The organism is Niabella digestorum (genome assembly GCF_036409055.1).
Lineage (GTDB): Bacteria > Bacteroidota > Bacteroidia > Chitinophagales > Chitinophagaceae > Niabella > Niabella composti.
The window spans coordinates 110,801-137,350 of record NZ_JAZGLY010000002.1 but is presented as its reverse complement, the minus strand read 5'-3'; the positions used below and the strand labels follow the sequence as shown (position 1 = coordinate 137,350).

Below are 26,550 nucleotides of genomic sequence, written 5' to 3'. Positions count from 1 at the left end.
TTTCGCATTATTTTTCATGCAAAGGTCCTCTGGATAACCATTTTGAACAATAACGCACAAAATTGTGAGTATATGAGAAAGGAAAGCTCCACTAATGCAATTAACGAGCGTTTTCTGCATCGCATATGTGAGCTGAATTCAGCCATAGATATTATCGGAGGAAGATGGAAATCGCAGATTGTATATTCCATCTCTGAGGGTAATAATCGCTTCAATTTATTGAAAAAAGAGATCCCTAATATTTCCGATCAGGTATTGAGTCGCCAGCTTAAGGACTTGGAACGACACGCTATTATCTATAAAAAACCTATCCCCGGTGCTATCCCTAATGGAGTAGAGTATATGCTAACTTCAAAAGGACAGGATCTAGTACCCATTCTCCGAAACCTTTGCGAATGGGGTAAAATCTATGCAGAGGGCAAAGCCATTACAGTGTGATAGATACCTTTTAGTATCCCATTAGGTGAAATAGTGGTGGACTGCTTGCATTCACTATTTTCGTTTGTATTACAATCTCATGCAGAAACAACTGTATAAAAAGAAAGGCTGTATTGCATAATACAGCCTTTCTATATTGCTTTCCATTTTTTACTAAAAGAATACGCCCAGTCTCAAGGCCCAGCGATTCAGGGCTACTTTGCCATCATTCCAGCTTCTATTGCTGGTAATATCGGTGAAGCCGTTTTCAAGTCCTAAACCAAAGAATAAATCTGTTTTTTCTGCTAGCTGATACTCACCACCGGCACCTACCAATAGTCCCATATTAACTTTATTGGTATTTTTCATGACATTCACATTAGCTTCCGATACATTACCATAAGAGTAATCCATTCTTGACTTCAGCAATGCACCAAGATAAGTTCCGAACTGTCCCCAAAAACGAAACCCGCTGTGTTGATTGGTCTTTAGTTTCACACTGAAAGGAATTTGCAAATATTGAAGTCTCAGTTTATAGTTTTGGGTAGCACCTTCGGCCTGTGCTGCATATAAACCGCGGTTAGATGTTTTATACTCCAGTTTGGATGATCCATGAGCCACTTCTACACCGGTAGCAAAAGCTCCTCTTCCATCACTAAACAAAATATCGGTCATTAAACCATAATTCACACCAAAACCACTTCCGGTACGGTTGATATCATTTTCCTGAGGGCGGAAAGAATTAGCAAAAACAGGATCTACTTTAAAACCAAATCTTACCGCACGACCATTTATATAGTTCTGCGCGTAAGACACAACACCGGATAATAGGATAAGATTAATAGCTAAAATGATTTTTTTCATCTTCATATTTTTTTGTTTTCTAAGGACAATTATATGGTACGACTAAAAAACTGCGCGCAAATATATAAATTATATGATATTCACCTCAGGCTCCAGTTTTACACCAAACTTCTCTTCTACAGCGTGCTGTACCATATTACAAACTTGCAATATTTCAGCCCCTGTAGCGTTACCGTAATTTACCAACACCAAGGCTTGCTTTTCGTGTACACCTGCATCGTTATTGCGGTATCCTTTTAAGCCACATTGTTCAATAAGCCATCCGGCGGCCAGCTTCATGGAGCCATCCTGATTTTCATACGCAACAAGTCCGGGGAACTTTTCTTTCAATACAAGATATTGTTCTTTAGCAACAGAAGGGTTCTTGAAAAAACTTCCTGCATTACCTATCTGGGCTGGATCCGGCAACTTGGATGTACGAATGGCCATTACCGCTTCAGCTATCGCATGAATAGAAAGCTCACTTATTTGACGCTTGTCAAGCTCCTGTTTGATGGCTCCATATTCTATATTAAAACGAGGTGTTTTAGATAAGCGAAAAGTAACGTCAATAATAACAAACTCGTTTTTATACTTATGCTTAAAAACACTATCCCGATAACCGAACGCGCAATCAGCATGGGAAAAATGCACCACTTCTGCGGTACGTCGATGCATGGCGGTCAGCTCATGAAACACTTCTTTAATTTCCACACCATAAGCACCGATATTTTGTAGTGGAGAAGCTCCCACAGATCCCGGAATCAAAGCAAGGTTTTCTACTCCGGCATAATTATGTTGTAAACAATACAATACAAATTGATGCCATACTTCTCCAGCTCCAACTTTCAAGTACACAGATTCTTCATCCTCATATATTTTTTCAATCCCCTTAACTTCATTTTTAATAACCAGTCCCTGTACCGATTGAGTCAGCAAAATATTGCTGCCACCGCCCAGCACTAAGCAGGGAATAGGCTTGTGCTTCACCCACTGTAGGCACTCCTGTACTTCTGTAAGGGAGCCCGCTCGAGCCAGATATTCTGCCTGTACATCAATGCCAAAAGTATTATACGGTTTCAGGGAAACCCCGGATATTATGGATACACTCATAGCTGTGTGTTGTTACAGCACTAAAATAAGGGAAACAGGTTATAAATAATCTCGCGCGGAATCTCTGCTTACTTTTTTAAACTACCATCTATCAATTGTTAATTTTTTTGAAAATGTTGACGTTATTGTAGTGATTTTTTTAATTTAGCGCGCCATATTTTCATCCCTTTACAAGAAAACGTATTCGTTCAACATTTTTTGAAAGCTATTATTGTATAAATTTTAGTTATTGGACTATGTTAACAGAAGCGTTATTAGGCCGTGCGCGCAATTGGCGCCCTAACTTGCTGTTTGTAACATCATTTGCACTTCTGATTCTCAGTTTTACTGTGCATGCTCAAACCAACAATTCAGAAGCTGATGGTAAATCTTCTTTTACCGCCAGACTGATGAATATTGAAGCGGCAGCTAACGAAACCTTCCGGTACAATGCTTCTTTACACAACGGAGCTAAGGAAGCTCGGATTTATGAGCTGAAGGCCGACTTGCCTATTGGCTGGATGATCGCTTACAAAGTAGAAGGCAGCCAGGTTACTTCATTAAATCTGGAATCAGGAAAAACTCAAGACATTTCAATTGAAATTAACGCTACGTCAAGCGCCAAACCCGACAAATACAAAATTCCCATCAGGGCAATTTCCGCAGTAGATACCTTAGTTCTGAATCTGGAAGCTGTAGTAAAAGGTTCTTACGCGCTGGAACTCACCACGCCTTCGGGAAGACTGAGCGACGAAATCACTTCTGGCAAAGTGAAAGAAATTCAACTAACCGTTAAAAATACCGGTACTTTGCCATTGACTGATGTAGAACTTTCCGCTCAGAATCCCAGCAGATGGGAAACTACTTTTGAGCCATCCAAAATCAAAGAAATCGAGCCGGGTAAATCGGTTGACGTAACTGCGAGCCTGAAAGTGCCAGATAAAACCATCGCTGGCGATTACGTAACCACTATTACAGCCAAAAACTCTAATTCTACTTCGCAACTGAGTTTTCGGATGACCGTTAAAACATCGCTGCTCTCCGGATGGATTGGCGTTCTGGTAATTTTAGCAGCTATAGGCTTGGTATATTATCTAATTCGCAAATACGGAAGAAGATAATTCCGGCCGACTAAACAACTTTCGACAAAATTTAGTTTCAGAAGCCTGATGCAACAGGCTCTTTAGTTTTTTTCCGTTACAGACGGAACTAAAAGCTTAATAATTAACAAATGAAGAATCCTATCATACAACTGAAGGGTTTGTCAAAATGTTATGGCTCGCTAAAGGCAGTTGATAATCTCAACCTAGAAATACATAAAGGCGAAATATTCGGGCTGTTGGGACCTAATGGGGCCGGAAAGACCACTACCATCTTAATGATGTTGGGACTTACCGAACCTACATCCGGAACAGCCCTTGTTTGCGGACATAATGCCACCAATAACCCAATTGCGGTGAAACGAAAAGTAGGGTACATGCCGGATAGTGTAGGGTTCTATGATAATATGACGGCTTTAGAAAATTTAGAATATATAGCCCGACTAAACGGCATACCTGAAAATCAAATACGTTCACGTGCCATAAAGATGATGGAACAGGTGGGGCTGGGCAATGAAATGCACAAAAAAACCGCTGCTTATTCACGCGGAATGAAACAAAGGCTGGGTCTAGCCGATGTGTTAATAAAAGAACCGGAAATTATCATTCTGGACGAGCCTACATTAGGTATCGACCCCAGCGGAGTAAAAGATTTTCTGGTTTTAATCAGACAGCTCAGCCGTCAGCAAGGGCTCACTGTATTGTTGTCCTCGCACCATCTACATCATGTACAACAGGTATGTGATCGGGTAGGCATTTTTGTAGGAGGAAAATTACTGGTTGAGGGAAACATTCATACGCTATCGCGTAACTTATTTAATAAGGAAGGCTTTATCACCACTGTTACATTCAAAGAGGAAATATCACAGCCCTGGCATCTCGAACCGGAATTGAAACAATGGGAGCAGGTGGATCATATTGCCCTATCGGGCAAAACAGTAGAAATCACGTGCAAACAAGATATTACTCCCGACATTGTACGATTTCTGGTAGAGAAGAAATATGATATCATGGGTGTTCATAAAAAAGAATATGGACTCGATGATATCTATGAAAAGTATTTCGAAAATAGTACAACAGAAAAAAGAAGCAATGAAAAGTCCGGCAATTTCTTCCAAAGGTCTTTCTTTAAAAAACATAAAAAACAGTAAGGCATTTCAGAAAGCGACAGACATGGGGCCTTTCAGCATAATGGTACACAAGGAAGTGGCGGATCATATCCGCAGTTGGCGATTTATGATCCTTATCGGCCTTGTGGTACTTACCTTTTTTGCATCCATGTATGTATCGTTGAGCAACATAAAAAATGCTGTCAACAACATTAACGACCCCGATCGGTTTTTCTTATACCTGAAACTGTTAACTACAACCGATAATACACTTCCTCCATTTCATGTATTTCTCAACTTTCTGGGGCCATTGTTAGGTATCAGCCTAGGGTTTGATGCTATCAACGCTGAACAAAATGGAGGAACCCTTACACGGTTAATGGCACAACCTGTTTACCGCGATAATCTGCTGCTTTCAAAATTTGTGAGTGCCTTGATTGTTGTAAGTGTACTTTTTCTTTCACTGGCCTTGTTAATGATGGGCGGGGGATTGATAATTACCGGAGTGCGTATGGAACCTCAGGAATTTCTGAGAATACTAGCTTTTGTATTTATTAGTGTAGTGTATGTGGCATTCTGGTTAAGCCTGTCGATACTATTATCGGTAATCTTTAAACAAGCCGCCACCTCCGCACTTACAGCAATCGGTATTTGGTTGTTCTTTACCGTCTTTTATCAGATTGTAGTTAATATTATCATAAGAGCATTCTTCCCCGATACTGATTTTCTTACACAGGCTCAGATACAAGCATACAACGAGCTGGTATTAACATTTTATCGTTTGTCCCCCGGACAACTATATTCCGATGCTACCACTACTCTGCTAATGCCTTCTGTGCGTAGCTTAGGACCTCTTACCATGGAGCAGTTGATAGGTGCTATTCCTTCTCCATTATCCTTTACCCAAAGCCTGTTAATTGTATGGCCTCAGGTAAGTGGATTAACCGCTGCCACCGTGGTGTGTTTTGCGCTTTCTTATTATCTTTTTATGCGAAGAGAAATCAGAAGTTAATCATTGATATCAATGCTAAACTAAAAGAGGTACAGACTGTTTGTCTGTACCTCTTTTTTTACACTCATAAAATACTACCGCCATTAGCAAAAAAACTTCAAGTTGTAATATCTTACGATGTTTGTTTTAACTGGCTAATATTTTTTATCATATCCGCTGTCATCGTTTCCAAATCATATTCCGGTTTCCAACCCCAATCAGTACGAGCAACGCTATCATCAATACTTTGTGGCCAGCTGTTGGCAATTGCGTCCCGATAGTCGGGCTGATAAGTAATTTCGAACTCAGGAATATGCTTCTTAATTGCTGCTGCAATTTCCTTAGGTGAAAAACTAAAAGCTGCGAGGTTGTAAGAAGTATGCACAGAAATTTTTTCCCTAGGAGCTTCCATCAACTCTACGGTAGCCCTGATAGCATCCGGCATATACATCATTGGCAGATAAGTGTTTTCCGACAGGAAGCAGGTATACTTCTTATGCTCTAATGCCTCATGAAATATTTCTACGGCATAATCCGTAGTCCCCCCTCCCGGAGCCGATTTATACGATATCAAGCCGGGATAGCGCAAGCTGCGCACATCTACACCATACTTTAAATGATAATAATTACACCAGAATTCGCCAGCAAATTTGCTGATACCATACACGGTAGTCGGCTCAATAATGGTTTGCTGCGGGCACAGCTGCTTAGGCGATGTAGGCCCGAAAACGGCGATGGAAGAAGGCCAATATACTTTGTGCAACTTTTCTTCCCGGGCAATATCCAGCACATTCAATAAGCCCTGCATATTTAAATGCCATGCCAGTCCGGGATTTTTCTCGCCTGTAGCAGACAAAATAGCAGCAAGCAAATAAATTTGTGTAATGTTCTGCCGAATCACCTGTACATGCAGCATCTCCTTATTCATTACATCCAGTGCAACATAGGGGCCGGTTCCTTTTAGTAGTTCATTTTCCTCCCGCAAGTCGGAAGCTATCACGTTACTGTTTCCATATATTTTCCTCAATGCCAAGGTTAGCTCTACCCCAATCTGTCCCGAAGACCCAATCACTAATATTTTCTCCTTTGTCATAGTAAAGATTTGATGCAAACTTATTAATAATACAGCATCCAACTCTAAATTGTTCCTGTGCAAACGTTTCCTCATCCTTAACCGGTAGTACGGTTTATAAAACATATTCCTCGAGAATTTAGGACCAATGCCCTGCTGATTTTTTATAAAAGATTGCAATAAGAAAACAGGTACGACTGCTTTTTCAATACATTTGTCTTATGAAATCATATTTAAAATCCCTTTTCGAGCAACAATCATACGACGAGGACAACTTTTTTCTGATAGCTGGCCCCTGTGTTATAGAAAGTGAAGAGCTGCTGATGGAAACTGCAGACAAAGTAGTTGCAATATGCAAGAAACTAGGCATTCCTTATATTTTTAAATCCTCCTACAGGAAAGCCAACCGTACCAGTGCGAGTTCGTTTACCGGTATTGGAGATGAACAGGCTTTGCAGTATCTTCAAAAAGTAGGGGCTACTTACAGTATACCTACTACTACGGATATTCATGCGCATGACGAAGCTGTGATGGCGGCTACCTATGCGGATATACTACAAATCCCTGCTTTTTTGTGTAGACAGACCGATTTACTGGAAGCAGCTGCGCGTACAGGGAAGGTGGTGAATGTTAAAAAAGGACAGTTCATAAGTGGTCCGGCAATGAAGTTTGCCGTGGAAAAGATTTACAAAGCCGGCAACGAAAAAGTAATACTTACCGACCGTGGTAATAGTTTTGGCTATACGGATCTGGTGGTAGACTATCGTAATATTCCCTGGATGCAGGAACATGGTGTACCGGTGGTAATGGATTGCACACATAGCCTCCAACAGCCTAATCAGAGTTCGGGAGTTACGGGCGGAAATCCTCAACTCATAGGCACCATCGCTAAGGCTGCTATCGCCGCTGGAGCCGATGGCATCTTTATCGAAACGCATCCTAATCCCGCTGTAGCTAAAAGTGATGGTGCTAACATGCTTCGCTTGGATCTTCTAGAGGATTTACTGACGCAGCTGGTAAAGATTCGTAAAGCGTTGCAATAAATACACCAACTATTGTTGCAATCGCGCCGGAATACTGTTAGGAACGGGCACCACTTTTTTCTGCCCGTAGTCAAAGCACACCATCCCGGTTTTTGCATAGGCTACGGGTATTATTTTATCGCCGTCTTTTTTCTCTAGTTTATAATAGATATCAAAAGTTACTTTTCCGAAATCGCTTGCAGCTACTGATGCAATGATACTATCTCCGTAAAACGCTTCGTGCTTAAACTCAATAGCAACATCAGCCATAATCAATCCCACCCCTTCAAAATGCATTTCACTATAGCCGTAATGAGCTAGAAACTGCATACGTGCCTCGTGAATAATACTCAGCACCGCATCATTTCCTACATGGCCACCGTAGTTTAAATCTGTAATACGAATTGGAATGACCGTTGAAAAAGGGAACTGTGCGGGTAAAGCTACTTTTACTCTTGCCATAAAATCTATTTGAAGGCAAAAGTACGGGCTGTTGTACTAAAAAGTTTGCTTAAAGAAGTAGGGTTAATTTTGAGAGCCGGCAGCAATATCCAGCATATCCAGAAAATTATCAGGTGTAGCTACGGCTGCATTGTTAGCCATTTCCTTCTGCCACTGAGATATCTGTTCATCGCAGCTACTATCTTCTCCCGCAATACAGTCGGCTAGATTACTAACTTTCTTAGACATACGAACGATATTGCCTTCAGGAGTCATCAGAATGATATAGCGATTCTGCAACTCTGTATTTCTTTCCTGAGAAGCAACATAAGCATTGCCCAGCTTTGTGCGAATACCTGCCAAAGCGGCCTTACCGGCATCCTGCGGCACTGGAGCAGCCTTTTTGATAGAAGCAGTACTGCTCGCAGGCAGCTCTTTTCTAATATTATCAGCAGTATAAGCATTGCCGGATGCACTTTCATCCTTAAATATAAAATAGGCCGTAATACTAATAATAGTGATAAAACAAGCTGCTGCTATATATTTCAACCAGCCATACCCCATGGAGGCTACAGTGGCTGCAGGCTTTTGTTGTGGCGCATCCAGCGCACTACGAATACTTGCCCAAGTTCCGGCAGGGGGCTGCACCTCCAGATGAGCCAGCTTTTTTTCTATAACCTTCAGCGCTTCCTGATCATCCAGCTCGCGAGAAATCTTATCCCACATGGCTGGGGGAGGAGTCACCTCTGTATTATATAATTTTTTGGAAAGCTTGTTTTCTTGATTCACCTCATCCAGCTGTGCAGCAATATGGGACCACACAGCCGGTGGTGGTGTTACTTCGAGGGCTTCGAGTTTTTGAGATAGTTTATTTTCAAAGTCCAGATTGTCCAGTTCCCTGGCAATAGCCTTCCATGCGCCAGCCGGCGGTGTCACTTCCCAATCATATATTTTCTTCAGGCTGTTCATGGATTGATATTTCTAAATATATTATTCTTTACTCTCAATATGTTTTCTTACCAGATCCTGCAAAATAGCTTTGGCTCGAGAAAGTTGTGATTTACTGGTTCCCTCACTGATTCCCAGCATATCGCCGATTTCTTTATGAGAATAACCTTCTACCACATACATATTGAATACCGTTCTGTAGCCGGGAGAAAGCTGACTAATCAAATCAAGAATATCCTTTTCTGCCAAACCATCCAAAGCCGAAATATATTTCCCTTCTATGGTGTTTTCTTCCCGTTCGGTTACAGGTTGTAGGTATTTCTTTTTACGGAAATATTCAATAGCTGTATTTACGAATATGCGTCGAATCCACCCCTCAAAAGACCCATCACCTCTATAACTGTCCAGTTTTCTGAAAACCTTAATAAAGCCATCCTGCAGAATATCCTGTGCCTCATCGGCATTTGATGCATACCGTAGACATACAGCATACATTTTGGGGGCAAATCGGTTGTACAACTCTTCCTGCATTCGGCGGTCGCCTTCAATGCACCCCGTTATTAAGTCGTTTTCTTGAACAATATGGTTGCTTGTAGATTCCAAATTTTTGAAAATATTTAAAAAGTTGTTCAAATATAGGGAATAGTTTAATGTATGTAAACAGAACCGTTTATTAAGATGGCGAGGATTGCTGCAGCCACTCAATCAGTTTTTTCAATGCTTTGGCTCTGTGGCTATACAGTTTTTTTTCATCCAGTTCCATTTCGGCAAAGGTTCTGTCAGCCCCATCAGGAATAAAGACAGGGTCGTAACCAAAACCGTTGTTTCCCCTGCGTTCCGTAATAATGCGCCCTTCACAGATACCTTCGAATAAGGATTCCTTACCGTCAATAATTACCGATATCACCGTGCGGAACCGTGCCCGCCGATTGTCTTGCCCTTCCATTTTAGCAAGTAACTTGTCTACTATATCGACATATTGCGGCTCACCGTCGGCATATCTCGCACTTTTCACTCCGGGTTCGCCATTTAAAGCCTCCACTTCCAAACCAGTGTCCTCACTGAAACAGTTTTTCCCCGTCATTTCAAAAATCACCCGCGATTTTTCCGAAGCATTAGCCTCTAGTGTATCGTAGGGCTCGGGGATATCTTTATCAATGCCTGCTTCTTTGAGACTAATAATTTCAAACCGCTCATTCAAAGCATTCCGAATTTCCTTTACCTTATTATTATTATTGGTAGCAAAAATTAACGTCATAATGAAAATATCTTTTTAAGTGCCGCCCACAACTGGGTCTTAGCAGCCTTATCGGGTTGCAATACTTCTAGTGCAGGGGCATGCAATACAGTATAGTTTGCAAATTGCTGTATCTGGTATTGTGGTACTTCGAAGGGGAATCCAAACTGCTGAGCCGTTAATCCGAACAAGAATATCACTTGTGACTGAAAATATCGAAGCAGCTCATCATATTGGTAATCCGGATGATTATTCAAATTAATAACGGCCACATCATTTAGGCTCAATTGGCAGGCTTTTAACAATTGCATTAAAAACTCCAGCTGAGCATCGGGTAGATGTACGGCATTATCATAATGCACCCCAATCAATACCTTCTTTTCATTGTTGCCCAAAAACTTCCAAGCGGGCATTTCACTTGGGGTCTGGGGCTTATCCTCTTGTTTAGGCGATGCCGATGTATTTCCATCGGGCACTACCAGCTTATTGGGATATAGCTGTGTCAGCAAATAAGGCGTAAGTTTCACACTGTTCAGACTCATAGCTCCTCTTTTGTACCGATACTGTTCGTATCTTCGCAATAGTAATAACATCCAAAAATAACATTTTATGGTAGAGGCGATGCAAATACCCGTAGAAAGGGTGAAAGAAAGTAAGTTGAGCCAGGTTGATTTCAACAATCTGGGATTTGGTAAATATTTTTCTGACCACATGCTAGAAGCTGATTGGGTCAATGGAGAGTGGAAAAACGTCAGAATTCGCCCCTACGAGCCACTAGTCTATTCGCCTGCCCTATCGGTCCTACACTATGCGCAAACCATATTTGAGGGTCAAAAAGCACATAAGGATGAAAATGGTAATGTTCACATCTTCAGGCCTTACGAAAACTGGAAGCGCATGAACCGATCGGCCGAACGTATGGCTATGCCTCAAATTCCCGAAGAGATCTTTATTGAAGGAATGAAACAGCTCATACGCTTGGATAAGGATTTTATCCCCTCCGGCTATGACGAGTCCTTATATATACGCCCTTTTATGTTTGCAACAGAAGAAACACTAGGGGTAAAAGAATCTTCATCTTACAAATTCTTAATTATTACAGGACCTGTGGGCGCATACTTCTCTGCCCCAGCCCGCATTTATGTGGAAGAAAAATTTACTCGCGCTGCCCCAGGAGGCACCGGATTTGCTAAAACAGGCGGTAACTATGCAGCCTCCCTGCTATCTTCGGCAGAAGCCAGAAAACAAGGGTATGATCAAGTGCTGTGGATGGATGCCTTAGAACATAAATATGTACAGGAAGTAGGCGCCATGAATATTATGTTCGTTATAGGCGATGCCATTGTAACTCCCGACCTCAGTGATGGTACTATATTAAATGGTATTACCCGTATGAGCCTACTACACCTTTTCAGAGAGAAAGGCTATAAAGTGGAAGAGCGTAAGGTATCGATAGACGAACTCGTGGAGGCTTATAAAGCCGGCACACTTAAGGAGGTATTTGGTTGTGGTACGGCAGCCACCATCAGCCATGTGCGAGAGCTAAAGTATAAGGATCTTGTAATGGAGTTTGACGTAGCGCAAATGACCATCTCGGCAGCTATGAAAAAAGAGTTGTTGGACTACAAGGAAAACAAGCTAGGGGATAAATATGGCTGGTTAGTAAAAGTATAGATTTTCAGCCTTTTATAAGCCAGAATGGCTCGTGGTTCAGCGAGCCTTTTTATTTAATTAGTTGCATATTGAAAAACGGCATTATTTTGTGGTAGAGAAAATTTGACAATAATTTTGTTGGTTCAAACCTAAATACTACCTTTGCCGTCCAAAAAATTATAAAGGATAAGGAATGCCTACAATTAACCAGTTAGTACGTAAAGGAAGACAAATCATCAAAGCTAAAAGTAAATCAAGAGCTTTGGATCAGTGCCCTCAGCGCCGTGGGGTTTGTACTCGTGTGTATACTACTACACCTAAAAAGCCCAACTCAGCGCTTCGTAAGGTGGCTAAAGTTCGTTTGACTAATAAAATTGAGGTGATTGCATACATCCCGGGTGAGGGACACAACCTGCAGGAACACTCAATCGTATTGATTCGTGGCGGTAGGGTAAAAGATTTACCTGGTGTGCGTTATCACATCGTACGTGGTAGCCTCGATACTGCCGGAGTAAAAGACCGTAAGAAGAGTCGTTCCAAATACGGTACTAAAAAAGGTAAATAATTATAAATCAGTAATAAAGAATTAATATTTAAAGATAATGCGTAAAGCACAAGCCAAAAAACATCCGTTAGCGCCAGATCCCAAATACAACGATAAACTGGTTACCCGTTTTGTTAACAACCTGATGTGGGAAGGAAAGAAAAGCGGCGCATTCACTATTTTCTACGATGCCCTGGACAGAGTGAGCAAGATCACTAACGAGGATGGGTACGAAGTGTGGAAAAAGGCATTGGCCAATGTGACTCCTACAGTGGAAGTACGCAGCCGTCGTATCGGTGGTGCCACTTTCCAGATTCCTTCTGAAGTGCGTCCCGATAGAAAAATTTCTTTAAGTATTAAATGGTTGATTCGTTACAGCCGCGAGCGCAACGGTCGCAGCATGGCAGAAAAACTGGCTAATGAAATTGTTGCTGCTAGCAAAGGTGAAGGTGCTGCTTTCAAAAAGAAAGAAGATACACACCGTATGGCTGAAGCTAACAAAGCCTTCGCTCACTTTAGAATATAATTTCCTACTACAAAGGATTATAAAAGTTATAGGCCCGTTCTTCGAACGGGCTTTTTTATTTCTTGTAGAAAGTTCCTTCATGCATTGCTTCTAAGTGAGAGTTCAGCAATAACGTTGTTATAAAAGAAAAAGCAGCTTATAGCTGCTTTAATAATTATGTGTAACGCTTGGTTTATCCAATGGTGTGAGGCAGAATAGCTCCCATTATTCCAATTCGCGTATCCAAATATTTCTGAAGCTCACAGGGTCGCCATGATCCTGCAAAACTAGCGGTTCCTTTTCTCCATGCGCTTTGTTGGTGGCTATTCCTATAAACTGAGTAGCACCCCATATTGCCATGTTATTTTGTACCAAAACTCCGTTGTGGAATACGGTGATGCGGGCCTGCGATTTCAAGCTACCATCTTTATTAAATCGCGGAGCGATAAAAATGATATCATAAGTTTGCCACTCACCAGGCTTACGGGATGCATTTACTAGAGGTGGTATTTGTTTATAAATACTTGCTGCCTGTCCATTACTATAAGTACGGTTATTATAGCTGTCCAGAACCTGTAATTCATACAATCCCATTAAAAAAATGCCACTATTACCTCTTCCCTGCCCCTCGCCTTTTACAACAGCCGGAGTACGCCATTCAATATGTAATTGACAATCGCCGAAAGCTTTTTTGGTTTTAATAGCTCCGGTACCCTTAGCTACTGTAACCACTCCGTTTTCGACAGTCCACTTGGCAGGTTTGCCATCCATACTCTCCCACTCTGCAAGGTCTTTACCATTGAATAAAACAATAGCATCCGAGGGGGCATCTTTATCGGTAGCTCCGGGGGTTACTACTCTGGGTTCAGGCTCCCACACTTCTGTAAGCCGAGGATCTCCATTTTGTCCATACACAATCATGCCACAGGCAAGCAAAGGAAATAGTAGCGTTTTCTTCATACGTTTTCAATCTTTTATTATTACAATAATCATATTAACTTATTGGACACCACAATTAGTAAAAAATTGCGGTTATATAATAGAAAAATCATCATAAACCTTCAGAGGCTCGTCCGATACTTCTACAGCGTTTACCACAGCTTGAGGAGGACCTACTTGGCACCAATCCATCAAGGCCGATAACTGCTCTGTTGTACCTGTTGCGTATATTTCTACCGTCTGGCCATCTTCCAGATTTCGCACAGTGCCCTTCACACCCAGCTCCCTGGCCTTATTACGTGTGGACTGCCGATAGAACACACCTTGTACTTTTCCTCTGACAATAATCTTTTTCGTAACCATTAGCTAAAAGGAATTAGGGATACAATTTGCTCCAAATATTTTTGATCAGTTGTATCAAAATAATTTAAATGCTCGCTATCCACGTCTAGCACAGCAACAACATTGCCCTCACGAATCACAGGCACTACAATTTCCGATTTTGATGCACTGCTGCAAGCTATATGACCAGGGAACTGATCCACGTCGGGAACAATAGTCGTTTGGGCTTGTGCCCATGCAGTTCCGCATACACCTTTTCCTTTTTGAATACGGGTACAAGCTACAGGTCCCTGAAACGGGCCTAACACCAACTCATCATTTTTCACCAAATAGAAACCTACCCACCACCAGCCAAATTGCCCTTTCAATGCAGCAGCCACATTGGCCAAATTGGCCACCAAATCTTGCTCCCCTTCTATAAGTCCTGCAATCTGCGGAATTAAGGAAGCGTATTGTTCGGCCTTGGTTCCTTTATGAATTATCAAATCTTCAGCCATAAACATTCATTACAATATCGAAACTATAGAAATGCGGTGTGATACAAAAAATAAAAGCTCCAAAATATGGAGCTCCCTTATGTATTCAGTATGTTTTATCGTAAATCAATCACTTCTACTCCGGGATATTTGGATGCATCAAAAGTAAAATTAGCATCCGATGCTACCACATTGGTTTTAAAATCACTTACACTATAGATATATCTATTCCCAGATTTTTCAACAATAGTAGCACCTATAATGTTTTTGGTAGCCTTATCAATTGCCAGATAAATCAATGAAACAGGTTTGGATTTATCAATAGGCTGCAGCACCACTTTATTTACCGCTTTCCCGCCTACCTTATCGTCCTTTTGCATGGCATACATAAAATCCTTGCTATAAAAATCTGTATATAATTTCTGTGGAGTAATGGTATTATCGGATGCACTTGCACTATTAACCGTAACCTCTTTAGCCGCGGGATCGTAGTTCCAAATAGTTTCGCCATCACTGATAATTTTATTAGATCCCAGATCGATGATATACTTGTTACCTTTCATTTGTACGGTACCTGTTTTCTTGGATAGTACTTTGCCTGCCGAATTGTTAATCTGATAGGCAAAATTTACCATTACCGATTTATAACTTTTGAACTTAGCACTTACTTCATCCAATAATGCTTTAGCCTTAGGATCTCGCTGCTGCGCAAAACCGAGAACTACAAACAATAATCCCAATACCGTAAAAAACAACTTCTTCATTTTCAAGTTTTAAAATTTTAATGGAAAAATCTTTTTGTGTGTATTAGACGCCAATTTTGATGCCGAGGTGTGTATGATAAGAATTATTTAACATTTTGAATAAATAATTCATTATCAGACAAAAACTAACTCGAATAACCTAGAGCATCTAAGTGCTGCTGTAATTCAGCCTCTGTTTTAATGAGCACCTCACGAGCTTTACTGCCTTGGTTGGGACCTACAATGCCTGCGCTTTCTAGTTGGTCCATGAGGCGACCGGCACGGTTATATCCCAATTTCATCCGTCGTTGCAATAATGATGTGGATCCGATCTGATTAGCGACAATCAAACGTGCGGCTTCTTCAAATAACACATCTCTATCTCCCATATCAAAATCGCCGCTCTCGAGTTCTTTTTCATCTACATATTCCGGTAGCAGGAATGGCTGCGGATAACCTTCCTGAAAACCGATGAATTCTACCACCCTGTCTACTTCTGGGGTATCCACGAAAGCACACTGCAATCGGGCAATTTCACCGTTAAGGCTGATGAGCATATCGCCTTTTCCGATCAGCTGTTCGGCTCCTCCAGTATCTAATATGGTACGGCTATCTATTTTACTACTTACTTTAAAAGCTACACGGGCCGGGAAGTTTGCCTTAATGGTACCGGTAATGATGTTCACGGATGGTCTTTGAGTGGCAATAATTAGGTGAATACCTACCGCACGTGCGAGCTGCGCCAGACGTGCAATGGGCATTTCTACCTCCTTACCGGCAGTCATTATAAGATCGGCAAACTCATCAATTACCAATACAATAAACGGCAGGTATTGATGTCCTTTTTCAGGATTCAATTTGCGGGAAACAAACTTAGCGTTGTACTCTTTAATATTACGGCAACCAGCTTCTTTAAGCAAATCGTAGCGGTTGTCCATCTCAATACAAAGTGCATTGAGGGTGTTGATTACTTTCTTGGTGTCGGTAATAATCGCATCTTCCTCATTAGGAAGCTTGGCTAGAAAATGTCTTTCGATATGACTATAAATACTTAATTCTACCTTTTTGGGGTCCACCAGCACAAACTTTAACTGCGACGGGTGCTTTTTGTATAGAAGCGATACCAGTATTGTGTTAATACCTACCGATTTACCCTGACCTGTAGCCCCGGCCATCAGCAGGTGTGGCATCGTTGCAAGATCTACAATAAAGTTCTCGTTATCGATCTTTTTCCCTAATGCAATGGGCAGCGAGTAATTACACTTCTGGAACTTCTCCGACGCCAGCAGGGTTTTCATGCTCACGATAGTCTTACGAGCATTAGGTACTTCAATACCGATAGTTCCTCGACCCGGAATAGGCGCAATGATACGAATGCCCAGTGCGGAAAGACTTAGAGCAATATCATCTTCCAGATTCTTGATGCGGGAAATACGTACTCCTGCAGCAGGCACTATTTCGTATAAAGTAACGGTAGGCCCAATAGTGGCGCTTATGCGTTGTATCTCGATATCATAATTACGGAGCGTAGTGATGATCTGATTCTTATTATTCTCCAGCTCTACCGGATCCTGCTCAATTTTTTCACTACCATAAGATTCTAGCAAATCCAGTGTAGGGAACTTATAATTTCTAAGATCCAAGGTAGGTTCGTAAGGTTTATTCCCACTGTTGGGCAGCGTTGTAGATACTTTGGCTTCTTCAGCAGTTTCAGGAAGAGGAGCTGAGTTGATTTCTAATTTCAATTCCTCTTCGGGAGAAGAGGTTGGAGTTTTAGATACTTTCTTTTCCTTCTTTTCTTCAGCTTGCTCAGGCTCAAAATCGATTCTGGCTTCAGGCTTTAACACAGTAATGCGTTCAAAACCTTTTTCCTCCTCTTTAACGGGCAATGTATCTTTTTCAATAAGTCCCAATTGGGGCTTTTCTCTTTCAACTTCATCCTGTATTATTAACTTGGCCGTAGATGCTTCTTGTTCTGCTACCTCCTGAGTTTCTTTTATAAAATCATGCTCCGGCAGCTCAGTAGCAGGAGCCACATCTTCCTCCAATTCAGGTTCCAATGGAATAGGAGCTGGTGCGGACGTTAATTTTTTAGGGAAGCTGAAGGCCGGATTGAATTGCCAAACGAAATAAGCAATCACTATCAATAATAATATAGCTGATGTTCCTATAAAGCCTAGAGAGGACTGCAACCAGTCGCTAATAACATTACCTACACCTCCGCCCCAACTAAACTCCTCTTTGCGAAGAATAAATGCTAGAATAGTGGACACGGTAAGCATTCCTAGCGTAACATATTTCAGATTGCGCCAGATGGAAAATACCTTTCTTCGCCACATCAGATTTACTCCTACCACAAAGAAAAAGGTGCAAATCAATAAAGAAGCTACACCAAACAGCTTGTATACAAAAAGATGCGCAACTAGAGCACCTGATTTACCCAAAAGATTTTCAGCGGTAATATCGGGCTCCAGCAGAATACCAGCACCCTTAGATGCCAGAACAAAATCTTGCCTCCAAGTGTAGAAATAGGATACGAATGATATAACAAGGAAAATAGAAACCAACAGAAATGTCAAACCCACTATCTTCCAGGTGCGCTCGTCTTTAGCCAATTGTTTTAACTGAATCTTTGCTTCTTGCTCAGTTTTAAAATCGGCTACTGTATTCTTCGATCCGGCTTTTGTTTTTTTACTCTTCGATTTGCTCTTATTCGCCATAGAACAAAGATAATAAGGTTGTATGAACCATTATGGATTTGATGTATATATTGACAATCGCTATTTCCGGCTCAAAAACCTTATTGAGACATCCTAGTAAATGTTTTTTTACTTTTTAAAGAAAGATAATAAAAGACAAATCCAGCCGACGATGAAAAACAGGCCGCCAATGGGTGTAATGATTCCCAATCCGCCCAAGCCTACTTTACCGCCTGCCTTTAAAGCTGTAAGAGCGTATAGCGAACCGGAAAACAGAACAATACCGATTAAAAAACAAATACCTGCCCAGTTCATGGTCCTGAATGGGAAGCGTTCGATTAATATACCCACCATTAGCAATGCAAAGGCATGATACATCTGATACTGTACGCCTGTTTGAAAAGTGGATACCGATTCAGGCATTATTTCCTTCAACTTATGAGCACCAAATGCGCCCAGTATTACTCCCAAACCTGCTAAAGCACTTCCTAAGGCAAGATATAATTTACTCATTAAAAATTAGTTTTATAAAGTTATCAAGATCTAAATTATCATCATCTATCTTAATCTTGGCACGTTCGTAATATATGCGCCTGTCTGCACTTTTTTTGATAATATATGCTCTTAAGGCTTCATCATCCAAGCCTTTCAACAAAGGGCGCGTATGTTTTTCCTCTTTTAACCTACTTAGCAGGGTATCGATGGGTGTATTCAGCCATACAGTAATCCCCTTCTGGTTCATATAATCTATATTGTTGAAAAAGCAGGGGGCACCGCCTCCACAAGATAATACCATCGAATCATGACTTTCAGTTACCATGTAGAGAATTTCTTTTTCTCTGGTGCGAAAATATTCTTCCCCCTCCTCTTCAAAAATGCTATTTACGGATTTGCCTGCGTCATCCTCAATAAGTTCGTCCAGATCAAAAAAAGGAATACCCAACTTCTGACCCAACTGCCGGCCCCAATAGGTTTTGCCAGCACCCATAAATCCAATCAAATAAATACGCATCGTATATTCGTTAAGGTTCCTATAAGATGAACCGATTGTTATTTAAAAGCATTGAACCCCGTTATATCCTGACCGGTTATAAGCAAATGTATATCATGTGTACCCTCGTAAGTAATCACACTCTCGAGGTTCATCATATGTCGCATCACCGGATATTCGCCTGTAATGCCCATTCCTCCTAAAATCTGTCGAGCTTCTCTACAGATATTTGTCGCTACCTCACAGCTGTTTCTCTTAGCCATGCTCACCTGTTGAGGTGTCGCTTTGCCTTCGTTCATTAAAGTTCCTAAACGCCAGTTGAGCAATTGCGCCTTAGTAATTTCGGTAATCATTTCGGCAAGCTTTTTCTGCTGCAACTGAAAAGCCCCGATTGGTTTGCCAAATTGTTGTCTTTCTTTAGCATAGCGCAAGGCTGTATCATAACAATCCATAGCCGCTCCTATTACTCCCCATGCAATACCATAACGAGCTTTGGTAAGACAACTGAGCGGGCCTTTCAGCCCTTTTATACCGGGAAGAATATTTTCTTTAGGCACTTTCACATTATCAAAAACCAACTCACCAGTTGCTGAAGCCCGCAAGCTCCATTTATTATGAATGGTAGGCGTAGAAAAACCTTCCATGCCTCTTTCTACTATTAATCCGTGAACTTCGCCGCTCTCATCTTTAGCCCAAACTACTGTCACCTGCGCATAAGGTGCATTGCTGATCCACATTTTGCTGCCGTTTAGAATAACGTAATCTCCGGCATCTTTAAAATTCGTCAACATTCCTCCGGGATCACTACCATAGTTGGGTTCTGTTAGACCGAAACACCCCAGCCACTCGCCGCTAGCCAGCTTGGGGAGATATTTTTGTTTCTGCTCTTCACTACCATACGCATAAATAGGAAACATTACTAACGATCCCTGTACCGATGCTGTAGAACGTACACCGCTATCGCCCCGTTCCAATTCCTGCATCATCAAACCATAACTGATATAATCCAACCCTCCCCCCCCATACTCGATAGGAATAGTAGGACCGAAACAACCGATTTCGCCTAACTGCTTCACAATATGCTGCGGAAATTCTGCCCGCTGTGCATAGTCTTCAATAATAGGTGTAATTTCTTTTTTGACGTAAGCTCTTACAGCCGCACGCACCATCAATTGCTCTTCTGTAAGCAGTGCGTCAACATTAAAATAGTCGGGGCTTTCGAATAAATCCTTGTTTACGGACATAGCAGCAATATTTAAGCTCTACAAAGGTAGTGGTAAAACATATAGAAGCATTTGGGCATCATTTACCCATTGCATACTATTACAACACACTCATAAAGTCAAATGTCGGTCAAAAAAGCAATAAAAAAAGTGGCTCTCGCCACTTTACTACTTTTATACTATGCTAGATACTGATCTTTCGGCTGTCTTACTACATCTTTATAATCTGAGATCTGCTCAAAAAGCTTTTTATCGACCTTAAATAACTTGTTCTTAAGCCTAGCTTTTTGTTCAGGCTTCATTTTATACTTCCAGTATGCTATAGCAACCAGTCCCAATGCTATCCAACCGTATTTATAATTTTTATTCATAATAACGCTTTAGTGATATACCGCCAAAAGCGTGCCGCATTGAAGTGTCGACAGGTAAAATGCGATGTATATCCGACTATTTGATCGCTTTTCCTACGATTTCGCCGATTTGATCAATAGCGATACGCTCCTGTTGCATAGAATCGCGATAGCGAATGGTAACGGTATTATCTTCCTTAGTCTGATGATCTATTGTTACACAGAAAGGCACACCTATAGCATCCATTCTTCTATAACGCTTACCGATAGCATCTTTTTCTTCGTAGAAACATTTGAACTCTCCACGATATTTTGCCATGATATCCCTTGCAATTTCGGGCAATCCGTCTTTCTTAAGCAGCGGGAAGACTGCAAGTTTAATGGGAGCCAATTTCGCCGGAAAACGCAATACTACGCGACTATCCTGTTTGCCATCAGTACTCAAATCTTCCTCATCATAAGCTGCACAAATAACGGAAAGGAACATCCGGTCAAGACCAATAGAAGTTTCGATTACATAAGGAACATAGTTGCCATATGGCTTTCCGGTTTCCGGATTGATTTCGTTATCGAAATACTGCAATTTCTTTTTACTGTACTTCTCGTGTTGTGTTAAGTCGTAATTAGTACGAGAGTGAATACCCTCCAGCTCTTTAAAGCCCATAGGGAAGTTATACTCGATATCGCAGGCAGCATCAGCATAAAATGCCAGTTTGGTATGATCGTGGAAACGATAATCCGAAGCCGGATTACCAAAGCTTAAGTGCCATTTCAATCTTTCTTCTTTCCAATATTCGTACCACTCTTGCTGTGTGCCGGGTCTTACAAAAAACTGCATTTCCATCTGCTCAAACTCTCGCATGCGGAAGATGAACTGACGTGCCACAATTTCATTTCTGAAAGCTTTACCCACCTGTGCAATTCCAAAAGGGATTTTCATGCGCCCTGTTTTCTGCACATTCAGAAAATTCACAAAAATTCCCTGAGCTGTTTCGGGCCTTAGATATACTTTATTTTCGTCAGCATTTTCGGAAACAGTCGAACCAAATTCGGTAGAAAACATCAGATTGAACTGACGTACATCCGTCCAGTTAGCCGTTCCACTTATAGGACATTTGATATTATAGTCGTCAATCAATTTTTTCAATCCTACCAGATCGCCTGCAGCATCCAGCTTTTCCATTTCGCTAATCAGTGCATCGGCTTCAGCTGCTTTGCCTTGCGACCTCATTGCATCCGCATGAGTTTCGATTAGATGATCCACACGATAGCGCTTTTTACTATCCTTGTTATCGATCATGGGATCGTTAAATCCGTCCACGTGTCCACTAGCCTTCCATGTGGTAGGATGCATAAAGATAGCGGCATCAATACCCACAATATTATCGTGCATTTGGGTCATGCTTTTCCACCATTGGTCTCTGATATTCTTTTTCAACTCAGCACCCCATTGCCCGTAATCATATACAGCTTGCAATCCATCGTATATTTCGCTACTGGGAAATATAAATCCGTATTCCTTACAATGCGATATAATCGCCTGAAATCTGTTACTATCTGTTGCCATAAGGTTGCAAAAATAAGCTCTATAAGATCTTCTTTAAAATTTGCTGTTAAAAATCTGAAAGATACCAAAAACAAAGCGTACAGGAGCCATTTCTCTTAAACGCTTGCTATATGAAAATACCCGCAGCTTATCTGCAGGTACGTATGATTATTGGATTCATTCGGTTTACTTCAGCTGGAATGTTTCCAGGAACTTAGTATTAAAGTTTCCATTGATAAAATCATCATTCTGCATAAGCTGAAGGTGGAAAGGAATCGTAGTTTTAATTCCTTCGATCACATACTCACTCAGTGCCCGATACATGGTATCGATGGCTTCCTTTCTGGTACGTGCCACTGCAATCAGCTTGCCGATCATGGAATCGTAGTAAGGCGGTATGGTATAGCCGGCATATACATGGCTATCCACCCTTACTCCGTGTCCACCGGGTACATGCAAGTTGGTAATTTTACCGGGCGAAGGTCGGAAATCATTATAAGGGTCTTCGGCGTTGATGCGACACTCAATGGCATGCATTTCGGGCACATAATCGCGGCCGGAGATTTTTTCACCCGCGGCAATTTTAATTTGCTCTTTAATCAGATCGAAATTGATTACTTCCTCAGTAACGCAATGCTCTACCTGAATGCGGGTATTCATTTCCATGAAATAGAAATTGCGGTGCTTGTCTACAAGGAACTCTATAGTTCCCACGCTTTCGTAACCTATGGCTGCAGCAGCTTTCTTAGCAGCTTCGCCCATAGCGGTCCGCAATTCATCGGTAATGAAGGGAGAAGGCGATTCTTCTACCAGCTTCTGGTGACGACGCTGAATAGAGCAATCGCGCTCACTCATGTGGCAGAAGTTGCCATATTGGTCGCCTGCCACTTGAATTTCGATGTGGCGGGGCTCTTCGATGTATTTCTCCATATAGAGGCCATCGTTCTTAAACGATGCGGCCGCCTCCATCTTAGCGGTATCGTAGGCTTTTTCTAGCTCACTTTCGTCCCACACAATACGCATACCTTTTCCGCCGCCACCAGCTGTGGCTTTGAGTATAACGGGATAACCGATTTCTTTTGCAAGTCCTTTGGCCTCATCCAAACTACTCAGCAGCTTTTCCCCTCCGGGAATAACGGGTACACCAGCCTTAATCATGGTTTCTTTGGCGGTGATTTTATCGCCCATTTTGTTAATCATTTCTGCTGTAGGGCCGATAAATTTGATTTTGCTGTCGTTGCAGATCTGAGCAAATTTTGCATTTTCAGCCAGAAACCCATAGCCCGGATGCACTGCATCGGCATTGGTAATTTCGATGGCGGCCATGATATTGGGAATATTGAGGTAAGACTCGGCACTTGCGGGACGACCAATACATACTGCTTCGTCTGCAAACTTTACGTGTAGGCTTTCGCTATCGGCGGTAGAATACACCGCTACGGTTTTAATGCCCATCTCCCTACAGGTCCTGATAATTCGTAGCGCGATTTCTCCCCTGTTAGCGATTAATATCTTTTTAAACATGATGATTCTTAAGTAATGAGATAAGCTTATAATGTAATTATGCTGTTTCCACTTCGAATAACGGCTGATCGAATTCAACCGGCGAAGCATCCTCTACCAGAATCTTCACGATTCTACCGCTGATTTCACTTTCGATTTCATTAAAAAGCTTCATCGCTTCAATCACGCACAGCACTTTTCCTGGAGTGATGATATCACCCTCCTCCACATAATTCGCCTTATCAGGAGCAGGTTTGCGATAGAAGGTTCCAATCATCGGGCTTCTAATAATAGTGCGATTGCTAGGCGGCGCAGCGGTTTTGGGTTTTTCTTCAGCAGGAGCACTGGTGGGTTGTGAGGCTGCTGGTGCTGCCGGAGCAACTGCCTGTGGGGCTACCGGCATGGGCAGAGGGTATGGAGAAGGAGCAGATACCACTTGGGTTACTTGTTCCTCTTTTTGTTTTATCGATATTTTGAAATCCTTCTGCTCGAGAGAGAACTCACCAATGTTAGATTTATTAATCAACTTGATCAGCTCCTGAATTTGCCTGAAGTCCATATTTTTTAATTTGACGGGTTTTGGGTTAAAAACAAATAAAATTCAATACCACTAAATACATGAACTAAGGTAAGTAAATCACACACATAATGGATAGGATTTTACAGGTATTTTATTATCCTATTGATCTACTCCCCATAAAAAATGGCTCATTGCGAGACCGAGCCACTTTTAATAATATATTCCTAATTATTCCTTAACACGCTCCACGTACTCACCGGTTTTGGTATTCACACGTATCAGTTCACCTTCATCGATAAACAAAGGAACGTTGATAGTGGCTCCGGTTTCAATAGTGGCGGGTTTTAAAGTACGCGTAGCAGTATCACCTTTAAGCCCCGGCTCGGTATAAGTAACCTTTACCACAATTTTATCAGGCAACTCCACACTTACAGGTTGATCGGTCTCTGTATTGATAGCAATAGCCACTTCTTGGCCCTCTTTCAGGAACTGAGGCGCATCAATCAGATTTTCAGATAAGCTGACTTGTTCGAAGGACTCATTATCCATGAAATTGTAGCCTGTTTCGTCCTTATACAGGAACTGAAAACTTCTTTTTTCTACTCTTACAGGATAAATAGTATCGCCGGAATTCCATGTTTTTTCGATAGTTCTGTTATTATCCACCCCCTTCAGTTTTGCCCACACTTTTGCTGCTGCACGAGCAGTTTTGTTTTCGCCAAATTCCACTACTGAATAGAGGCTGCCATCGAGTTTAAGGATCATTCCGCGGCTGATATCTGCTGTATTTGCCATTATAAAAATTTTTTAGGGCGCAAATATAGCACTTTTAAATGCTTTATTACCCTTCCAATAGATAATCTTAGAACTAAAAAGGCATTTTCTGACGAATACACATTATAATAATAACTATATTTATATTTTTGCAGAAATTATGAGATTTTTTGACATAATTTTCTATATTCGTGTTACAGAATTATATTTTTTATCAAAAAAATCAATATAAAATCTGAATTTTTATCACATAGTAATAATATTAATATATTAACAATACTCCGGTATCCTATGAAAAATTCAGATAACATTTATTTTTTAACATTAAACCTGTATTAAATGAAGGGAAAAGTACTTCTTACAACCAAAGCTCTTTTGATCTCCTCGGTTATTTTTGCCCAAACCTCAGAAACGGATGAGTCAAAAGGTGAACTGCAAGTTAATGGATCGGTAGATGTCTATTACCGTTACAATTTTGCAAATGCCAAGAACGCCGGAGAAATCAACAACTTTACCAGCTTTACTAATTCCCACAATTCTATCGAGTTAGGCATGGCATCCTTAACAGCCAGCTATACCAAAGGAAAAGCCGGTTTAGTCATTGACCTTGGCTTTGGTACCCGTGCACGAGAATTTTCTTATGCCGAGGAACCAGATGGTGCTGGTAATGGCTCCGCAGTATTGCAAAGTATTAAACAAGCTTATGTAACCTTCAATCCCACCGACAATATTCGAATTTCGGCCGGTAAATGGGGTACTCACCTAGGATATGAAGTTTTGGATCCTCAATATAATAGAAATTATAGCATGAGCTATATGTTCTCTTACGGACCATTCTCTCATACCGGTATCAAAGCCGACTTTACACTGGGTAGCGGCTTCGGTATTATGGCCGGTGTTACCAACCCCACCGATTATCTATCCGCTTCATTTGCTAAAAAGAATATCATAGCCCAGGTAAGTAAAACCGGCGAAGCCGTGAATGCTTATTTGAACTATGTAGGGGGTAAAGATCTTGATGGTAACAACCATAATCAGATAGGCCTTACTGCAACAGCTACTATTAGTGACAAATTCTCACTGGGTTACGATGGCACCCTCAAAATAGTGGATCAATTTGAAGATATATCTAAAAAATGGTGGGGCTCGGCATTATATGTAAATGTAGACCCAACCGAAAAATTTGGCCTTACCCTGAGAGGTGAATACTTCGATGATAAGGACAAAGGCGGATTAATATTTGGTACCTCTATTATACAAACTACGCTATCGTTCAACATCAAACCTGTGAACGGTTTGATGATTATACCCGAGTTCCGACTGGACAGTGCTAAGGATCCTATTTTCACTAAAAATGATGGAGCCGGCACTAAAAGCACCGGAACGTTCCTTTTAGGAGCTATTTATTCGTTTTAACTCTTCTGCTTATGTTCCTCTGAAAAAAAGCTCTGCTTATGCAGAGCTTTTTTC

At 41.3% G+C, this 26,550-nt stretch carries 30 protein-coding genes; 9 read left to right on the top strand and 21 right to left on the bottom strand.

Translation table 11 applies throughout. The features are described 5' to 3' along the window. Nucleotides 1–72: 72 nt before the first annotated feature. A complete protein-coding gene (locus tag V2H41_RS03285; protein WP_330973696.1) occupies nucleotides 73–438 on the top strand; it encodes a winged helix-turn-helix transcriptional regulator in 366 nt (121 codons plus the stop codon). 153 nt (nucleotides 439–591) lie between these two features. On the opposite strand, the gene V2H41_RS03280 is transcribed toward V2H41_RS03285, so the two are convergent. Both V2H41_RS03280 and murB read right to left on the bottom strand, forming a co-directional pair. Further along, complete coding sequence (locus V2H41_RS03280; protein ID WP_330973695.1) at nucleotides 592–1,281, bottom strand: porin family protein; 690 nt, start codon at nucleotides 1,279–1,281, stop codon at nucleotides 592–594. 69 nt (nucleotides 1,282–1,350) lie between these two features. Then, nucleotides 1,351–2,373, bottom strand: a complete 1,023-nt coding sequence (gene murB, locus V2H41_RS03275) for a UDP-N-acetylmuramate dehydrogenase (RefSeq protein ID WP_330973694.1) — start codon at nucleotides 2,371–2,373, stop codon at nucleotides 1,351–1,353. Between the two features lie 236 nt (nucleotides 2,374–2,609). Here murB and V2H41_RS03270 point away from each other — a divergent pair, with 236 nt between their 5' ends. The 3 genes from V2H41_RS03270 to V2H41_RS03260 all read left to right on the top strand — a co-directional run bounded on the left by V2H41_RS03270 (nucleotide 2,610) and on the right by V2H41_RS03260 (nucleotide 5,573). Then, complete coding sequence (locus V2H41_RS03270) at nucleotides 2,610–3,473, top strand: COG1470 family protein (RefSeq protein ID WP_330973693.1); 864 nt, start codon at nucleotides 2,610–2,612, stop codon at nucleotides 3,471–3,473. A 110-nt stretch (nucleotides 3,474–3,583) separates the two neighbouring features. Further along, nucleotides 3,584–4,603, top strand: coding sequence for an ABC transporter ATP-binding protein (locus V2H41_RS03265; protein ID WP_330973692.1), 1,020 nt, complete (start codon nucleotides 3,584–3,586; stop codon nucleotides 4,601–4,603). Continuing rightward, nucleotides 4,545–5,573 carry an ABC transporter permease gene (locus V2H41_RS03260; RefSeq protein ID WP_330973691.1) on the top strand — a complete coding sequence of 343 codons (1,029 nt, stop codon included), beginning with the start codon at nucleotides 4,545–4,547 and terminating at the stop codon, nucleotides 5,571–5,573. The genes V2H41_RS03265 and V2H41_RS03260 overlap by 59 nt, the downstream gene beginning before the upstream one ends. A 112-nt stretch (nucleotides 5,574–5,685) precedes the next feature. On the opposite strand, the gene V2H41_RS03255 is transcribed toward V2H41_RS03260, so the two are convergent. Next, entirely contained in the window at nucleotides 5,686–6,645 is a 960-nt protein-coding gene (locus tag V2H41_RS03255) for an NAD-dependent epimerase/dehydratase family protein (RefSeq protein WP_330973690.1), read from the bottom strand. 200 nt (nucleotides 6,646–6,845) lie between these two features. Here V2H41_RS03255 and kdsA point away from each other — a divergent pair, with 200 nt between their 5' ends. Beyond that, nucleotides 6,846–7,667 carry a 3-deoxy-8-phosphooctulonate synthase gene (gene kdsA, locus V2H41_RS03250; RefSeq protein ID WP_330973689.1) on the top strand — a complete coding sequence of 274 codons (822 nt, stop codon included), beginning with the start codon at nucleotides 6,846–6,848 and terminating at the stop codon, nucleotides 7,665–7,667. A 9-nt stretch (nucleotides 7,668–7,676) separates the two neighbouring features. On the opposite strand, the gene V2H41_RS03245 is transcribed toward kdsA, so the two are convergent. The 5 genes from V2H41_RS03245 to V2H41_RS03225 form a co-directional block, all read right to left on the bottom strand. Beyond that, the gene (locus V2H41_RS03245) at nucleotides 7,677–8,108 is read right to left on the bottom strand and encodes an acyl-CoA thioesterase (RefSeq protein WP_330973688.1); all 432 of its coding nucleotides are present in this window, start codon (nucleotides 8,106–8,108) and stop codon (nucleotides 7,677–7,679) included. A gap of 63 nt (nucleotides 8,109–8,171) precedes the next feature. Then, the gene (locus V2H41_RS03240) at nucleotides 8,172–9,056 is read right to left on the bottom strand and encodes a hypothetical protein (protein ID WP_330973687.1); all 885 of its coding nucleotides are present in this window, start codon (nucleotides 9,054–9,056) and stop codon (nucleotides 8,172–8,174) included. A 21-nt stretch (nucleotides 9,057–9,077) separates the two neighbouring features. After that, nucleotides 9,078–9,638, bottom strand: a complete 561-nt coding sequence (locus tag V2H41_RS03235; protein WP_330973686.1) for an RNA polymerase sigma factor — start codon at nucleotides 9,636–9,638, stop codon at nucleotides 9,078–9,080. Between the two features lie 70 nt (nucleotides 9,639–9,708). Further along, entirely contained in the window at nucleotides 9,709–10,293 is a 585-nt protein-coding gene (gene rdgB, locus V2H41_RS03230) for an RdgB/HAM1 family non-canonical purine NTP pyrophosphatase (protein WP_330973685.1), read from the bottom strand. Next, a complete protein-coding gene (locus V2H41_RS03225; RefSeq protein WP_330973684.1) occupies nucleotides 10,290–10,865 on the bottom strand; it encodes a hypothetical protein in 576 nt (191 codons plus the stop codon). Before V2H41_RS03225 ends, rdgB begins: the two co-directional genes overlap by 4 nt. 16 nt (nucleotides 10,866–10,881) lie before the next feature. Here V2H41_RS03225 and V2H41_RS03220 point away from each other — a divergent pair, with 16 nt between their 5' ends. From V2H41_RS03220 to rpsG, 3 genes are all read left to right on the top strand, one after another. Next, a complete protein-coding gene (locus tag V2H41_RS03220) occupies nucleotides 10,882–11,946 on the top strand; it encodes a branched-chain amino acid aminotransferase (RefSeq protein ID WP_330973683.1) in 1,065 nt (354 codons plus the stop codon). A gap of 172 nt (nucleotides 11,947–12,118) precedes the next feature. Then, entirely contained in the window at nucleotides 12,119–12,490 is a 372-nt protein-coding gene (gene rpsL / locus V2H41_RS03215; RefSeq protein ID WP_330973682.1) for a 30S ribosomal protein S12, read from the top strand. Between the two features lie 37 nt (nucleotides 12,491–12,527). Continuing rightward, nucleotides 12,528–12,995, top strand: coding sequence for a 30S ribosomal protein S7 (gene rpsG / locus V2H41_RS03210; RefSeq protein ID WP_330973681.1), 468 nt, complete (start codon nucleotides 12,528–12,530; stop codon nucleotides 12,993–12,995). A gap of 204 nt (nucleotides 12,996–13,199) precedes the next feature. Here the strand turns inward: rpsG and V2H41_RS03205 are convergent, their stop codons facing one another. From V2H41_RS03205 to efp, 13 genes are all read right to left on the bottom strand, one after another. Beyond that, nucleotides 13,200–13,934 (bottom strand): 3-keto-disaccharide hydrolase, encoded by a 735-nt coding sequence (locus tag V2H41_RS03205; RefSeq protein ID WP_330973680.1) that lies wholly within the window; start codon nucleotides 13,932–13,934, stop codon nucleotides 13,200–13,202. Between the two features lie 72 nt (nucleotides 13,935–14,006). Beyond that, nucleotides 14,007–14,276 carry an acylphosphatase gene (locus tag V2H41_RS03200; RefSeq protein ID WP_330973679.1) on the bottom strand — a complete coding sequence of 90 codons (270 nt, stop codon included), beginning with the start codon at nucleotides 14,274–14,276 and terminating at the stop codon, nucleotides 14,007–14,009. Further along, entirely contained in the window at nucleotides 14,276–14,752 is a 477-nt protein-coding gene (locus V2H41_RS03195; RefSeq protein ID WP_330973678.1) for a GAF domain-containing protein, read from the bottom strand. Before V2H41_RS03195 ends, V2H41_RS03200 begins: the two co-directional genes overlap by 1 nt. 95 nt (nucleotides 14,753–14,847) lie before the next feature. Continuing rightward, entirely contained in the window at nucleotides 14,848–15,495 is a 648-nt protein-coding gene (lolA1, locus tag V2H41_RS03190) for an outer membrane lipoprotein periplasmic chaperone LolA1 (protein ID WP_330973677.1), read from the bottom strand. A gap of 125 nt (nucleotides 15,496–15,620) precedes the next feature. Then, nucleotides 15,621–18,194: an FtsK/SpoIIIE family DNA translocase gene (locus V2H41_RS03185; RefSeq protein WP_330973676.1), complete on the bottom strand. Its 2,574-nt coding sequence runs from the start codon at nucleotides 18,192–18,194 to the stop codon at nucleotides 15,621–15,623. Between the two features lie 108 nt (nucleotides 18,195–18,302). After that, on the bottom strand, nucleotides 18,303–18,686 hold the full coding sequence (locus V2H41_RS03180) for a DUF423 domain-containing protein (RefSeq protein ID WP_330973675.1): 384 nt from the start codon (nucleotides 18,684–18,686) through the stop codon (nucleotides 18,303–18,305). After that, entirely contained in the window at nucleotides 18,679–19,185 is a 507-nt protein-coding gene (locus tag V2H41_RS03175) for a shikimate kinase (protein ID WP_330973674.1), read from the bottom strand. The genes V2H41_RS03180 and V2H41_RS03175 overlap by 8 nt, the downstream gene beginning before the upstream one ends. Before the next feature lie 38 nt (nucleotides 19,186–19,223). Continuing rightward, nucleotides 19,224–20,408, bottom strand: coding sequence for an acyl-CoA dehydrogenase family protein (locus tag V2H41_RS03170; RefSeq protein WP_330973673.1), 1,185 nt, complete (start codon nucleotides 20,406–20,408; stop codon nucleotides 19,224–19,226). A gap of 158 nt (nucleotides 20,409–20,566) precedes the next feature. After that, nucleotides 20,567–20,758, bottom strand: a complete 192-nt coding sequence (locus V2H41_RS03165; RefSeq protein WP_330973672.1) for a hypothetical protein — start codon at nucleotides 20,756–20,758, stop codon at nucleotides 20,567–20,569. Between the two features lie 76 nt (nucleotides 20,759–20,834). Further along, a complete protein-coding gene (locus tag V2H41_RS03160; RefSeq protein ID WP_330973671.1) occupies nucleotides 20,835–22,304 on the bottom strand; it encodes a glycine--tRNA ligase in 1,470 nt (489 codons plus the stop codon). Between the two features lie 165 nt (nucleotides 22,305–22,469). Then, the gene (accC, locus tag V2H41_RS03155; RefSeq protein WP_330973670.1) at nucleotides 22,470–23,807 is read right to left on the bottom strand and encodes an acetyl-CoA carboxylase biotin carboxylase subunit; all 1,338 of its coding nucleotides are present in this window, start codon (nucleotides 23,805–23,807) and stop codon (nucleotides 22,470–22,472) included. 37 nt (nucleotides 23,808–23,844) lie between these two features. Then, on the bottom strand, nucleotides 23,845–24,345 hold the full coding sequence (gene accB / locus V2H41_RS03150; protein WP_330973669.1) for an acetyl-CoA carboxylase biotin carboxyl carrier protein: 501 nt from the start codon (nucleotides 24,343–24,345) through the stop codon (nucleotides 23,845–23,847). Nucleotides 24,346–24,534: 189 nt separating this feature from the next. After that, the gene (gene efp / locus V2H41_RS03145) at nucleotides 24,535–25,101 is read right to left on the bottom strand and encodes an elongation factor P (RefSeq protein ID WP_330973668.1); all 567 of its coding nucleotides are present in this window, start codon (nucleotides 25,099–25,101) and stop codon (nucleotides 24,535–24,537) included. A gap of 318 nt (nucleotides 25,102–25,419) precedes the next feature. Here efp and V2H41_RS03140 point away from each other — a divergent pair, with 318 nt between their 5' ends. After that, on the top strand, nucleotides 25,420–26,496 hold the full coding sequence (locus tag V2H41_RS03140; RefSeq protein ID WP_330973667.1) for a porin: 1,077 nt from the start codon (nucleotides 25,420–25,422) through the stop codon (nucleotides 26,494–26,496). The last annotated feature ends 54 nt before the right edge of the window (nucleotides 26,497–26,550 follow it).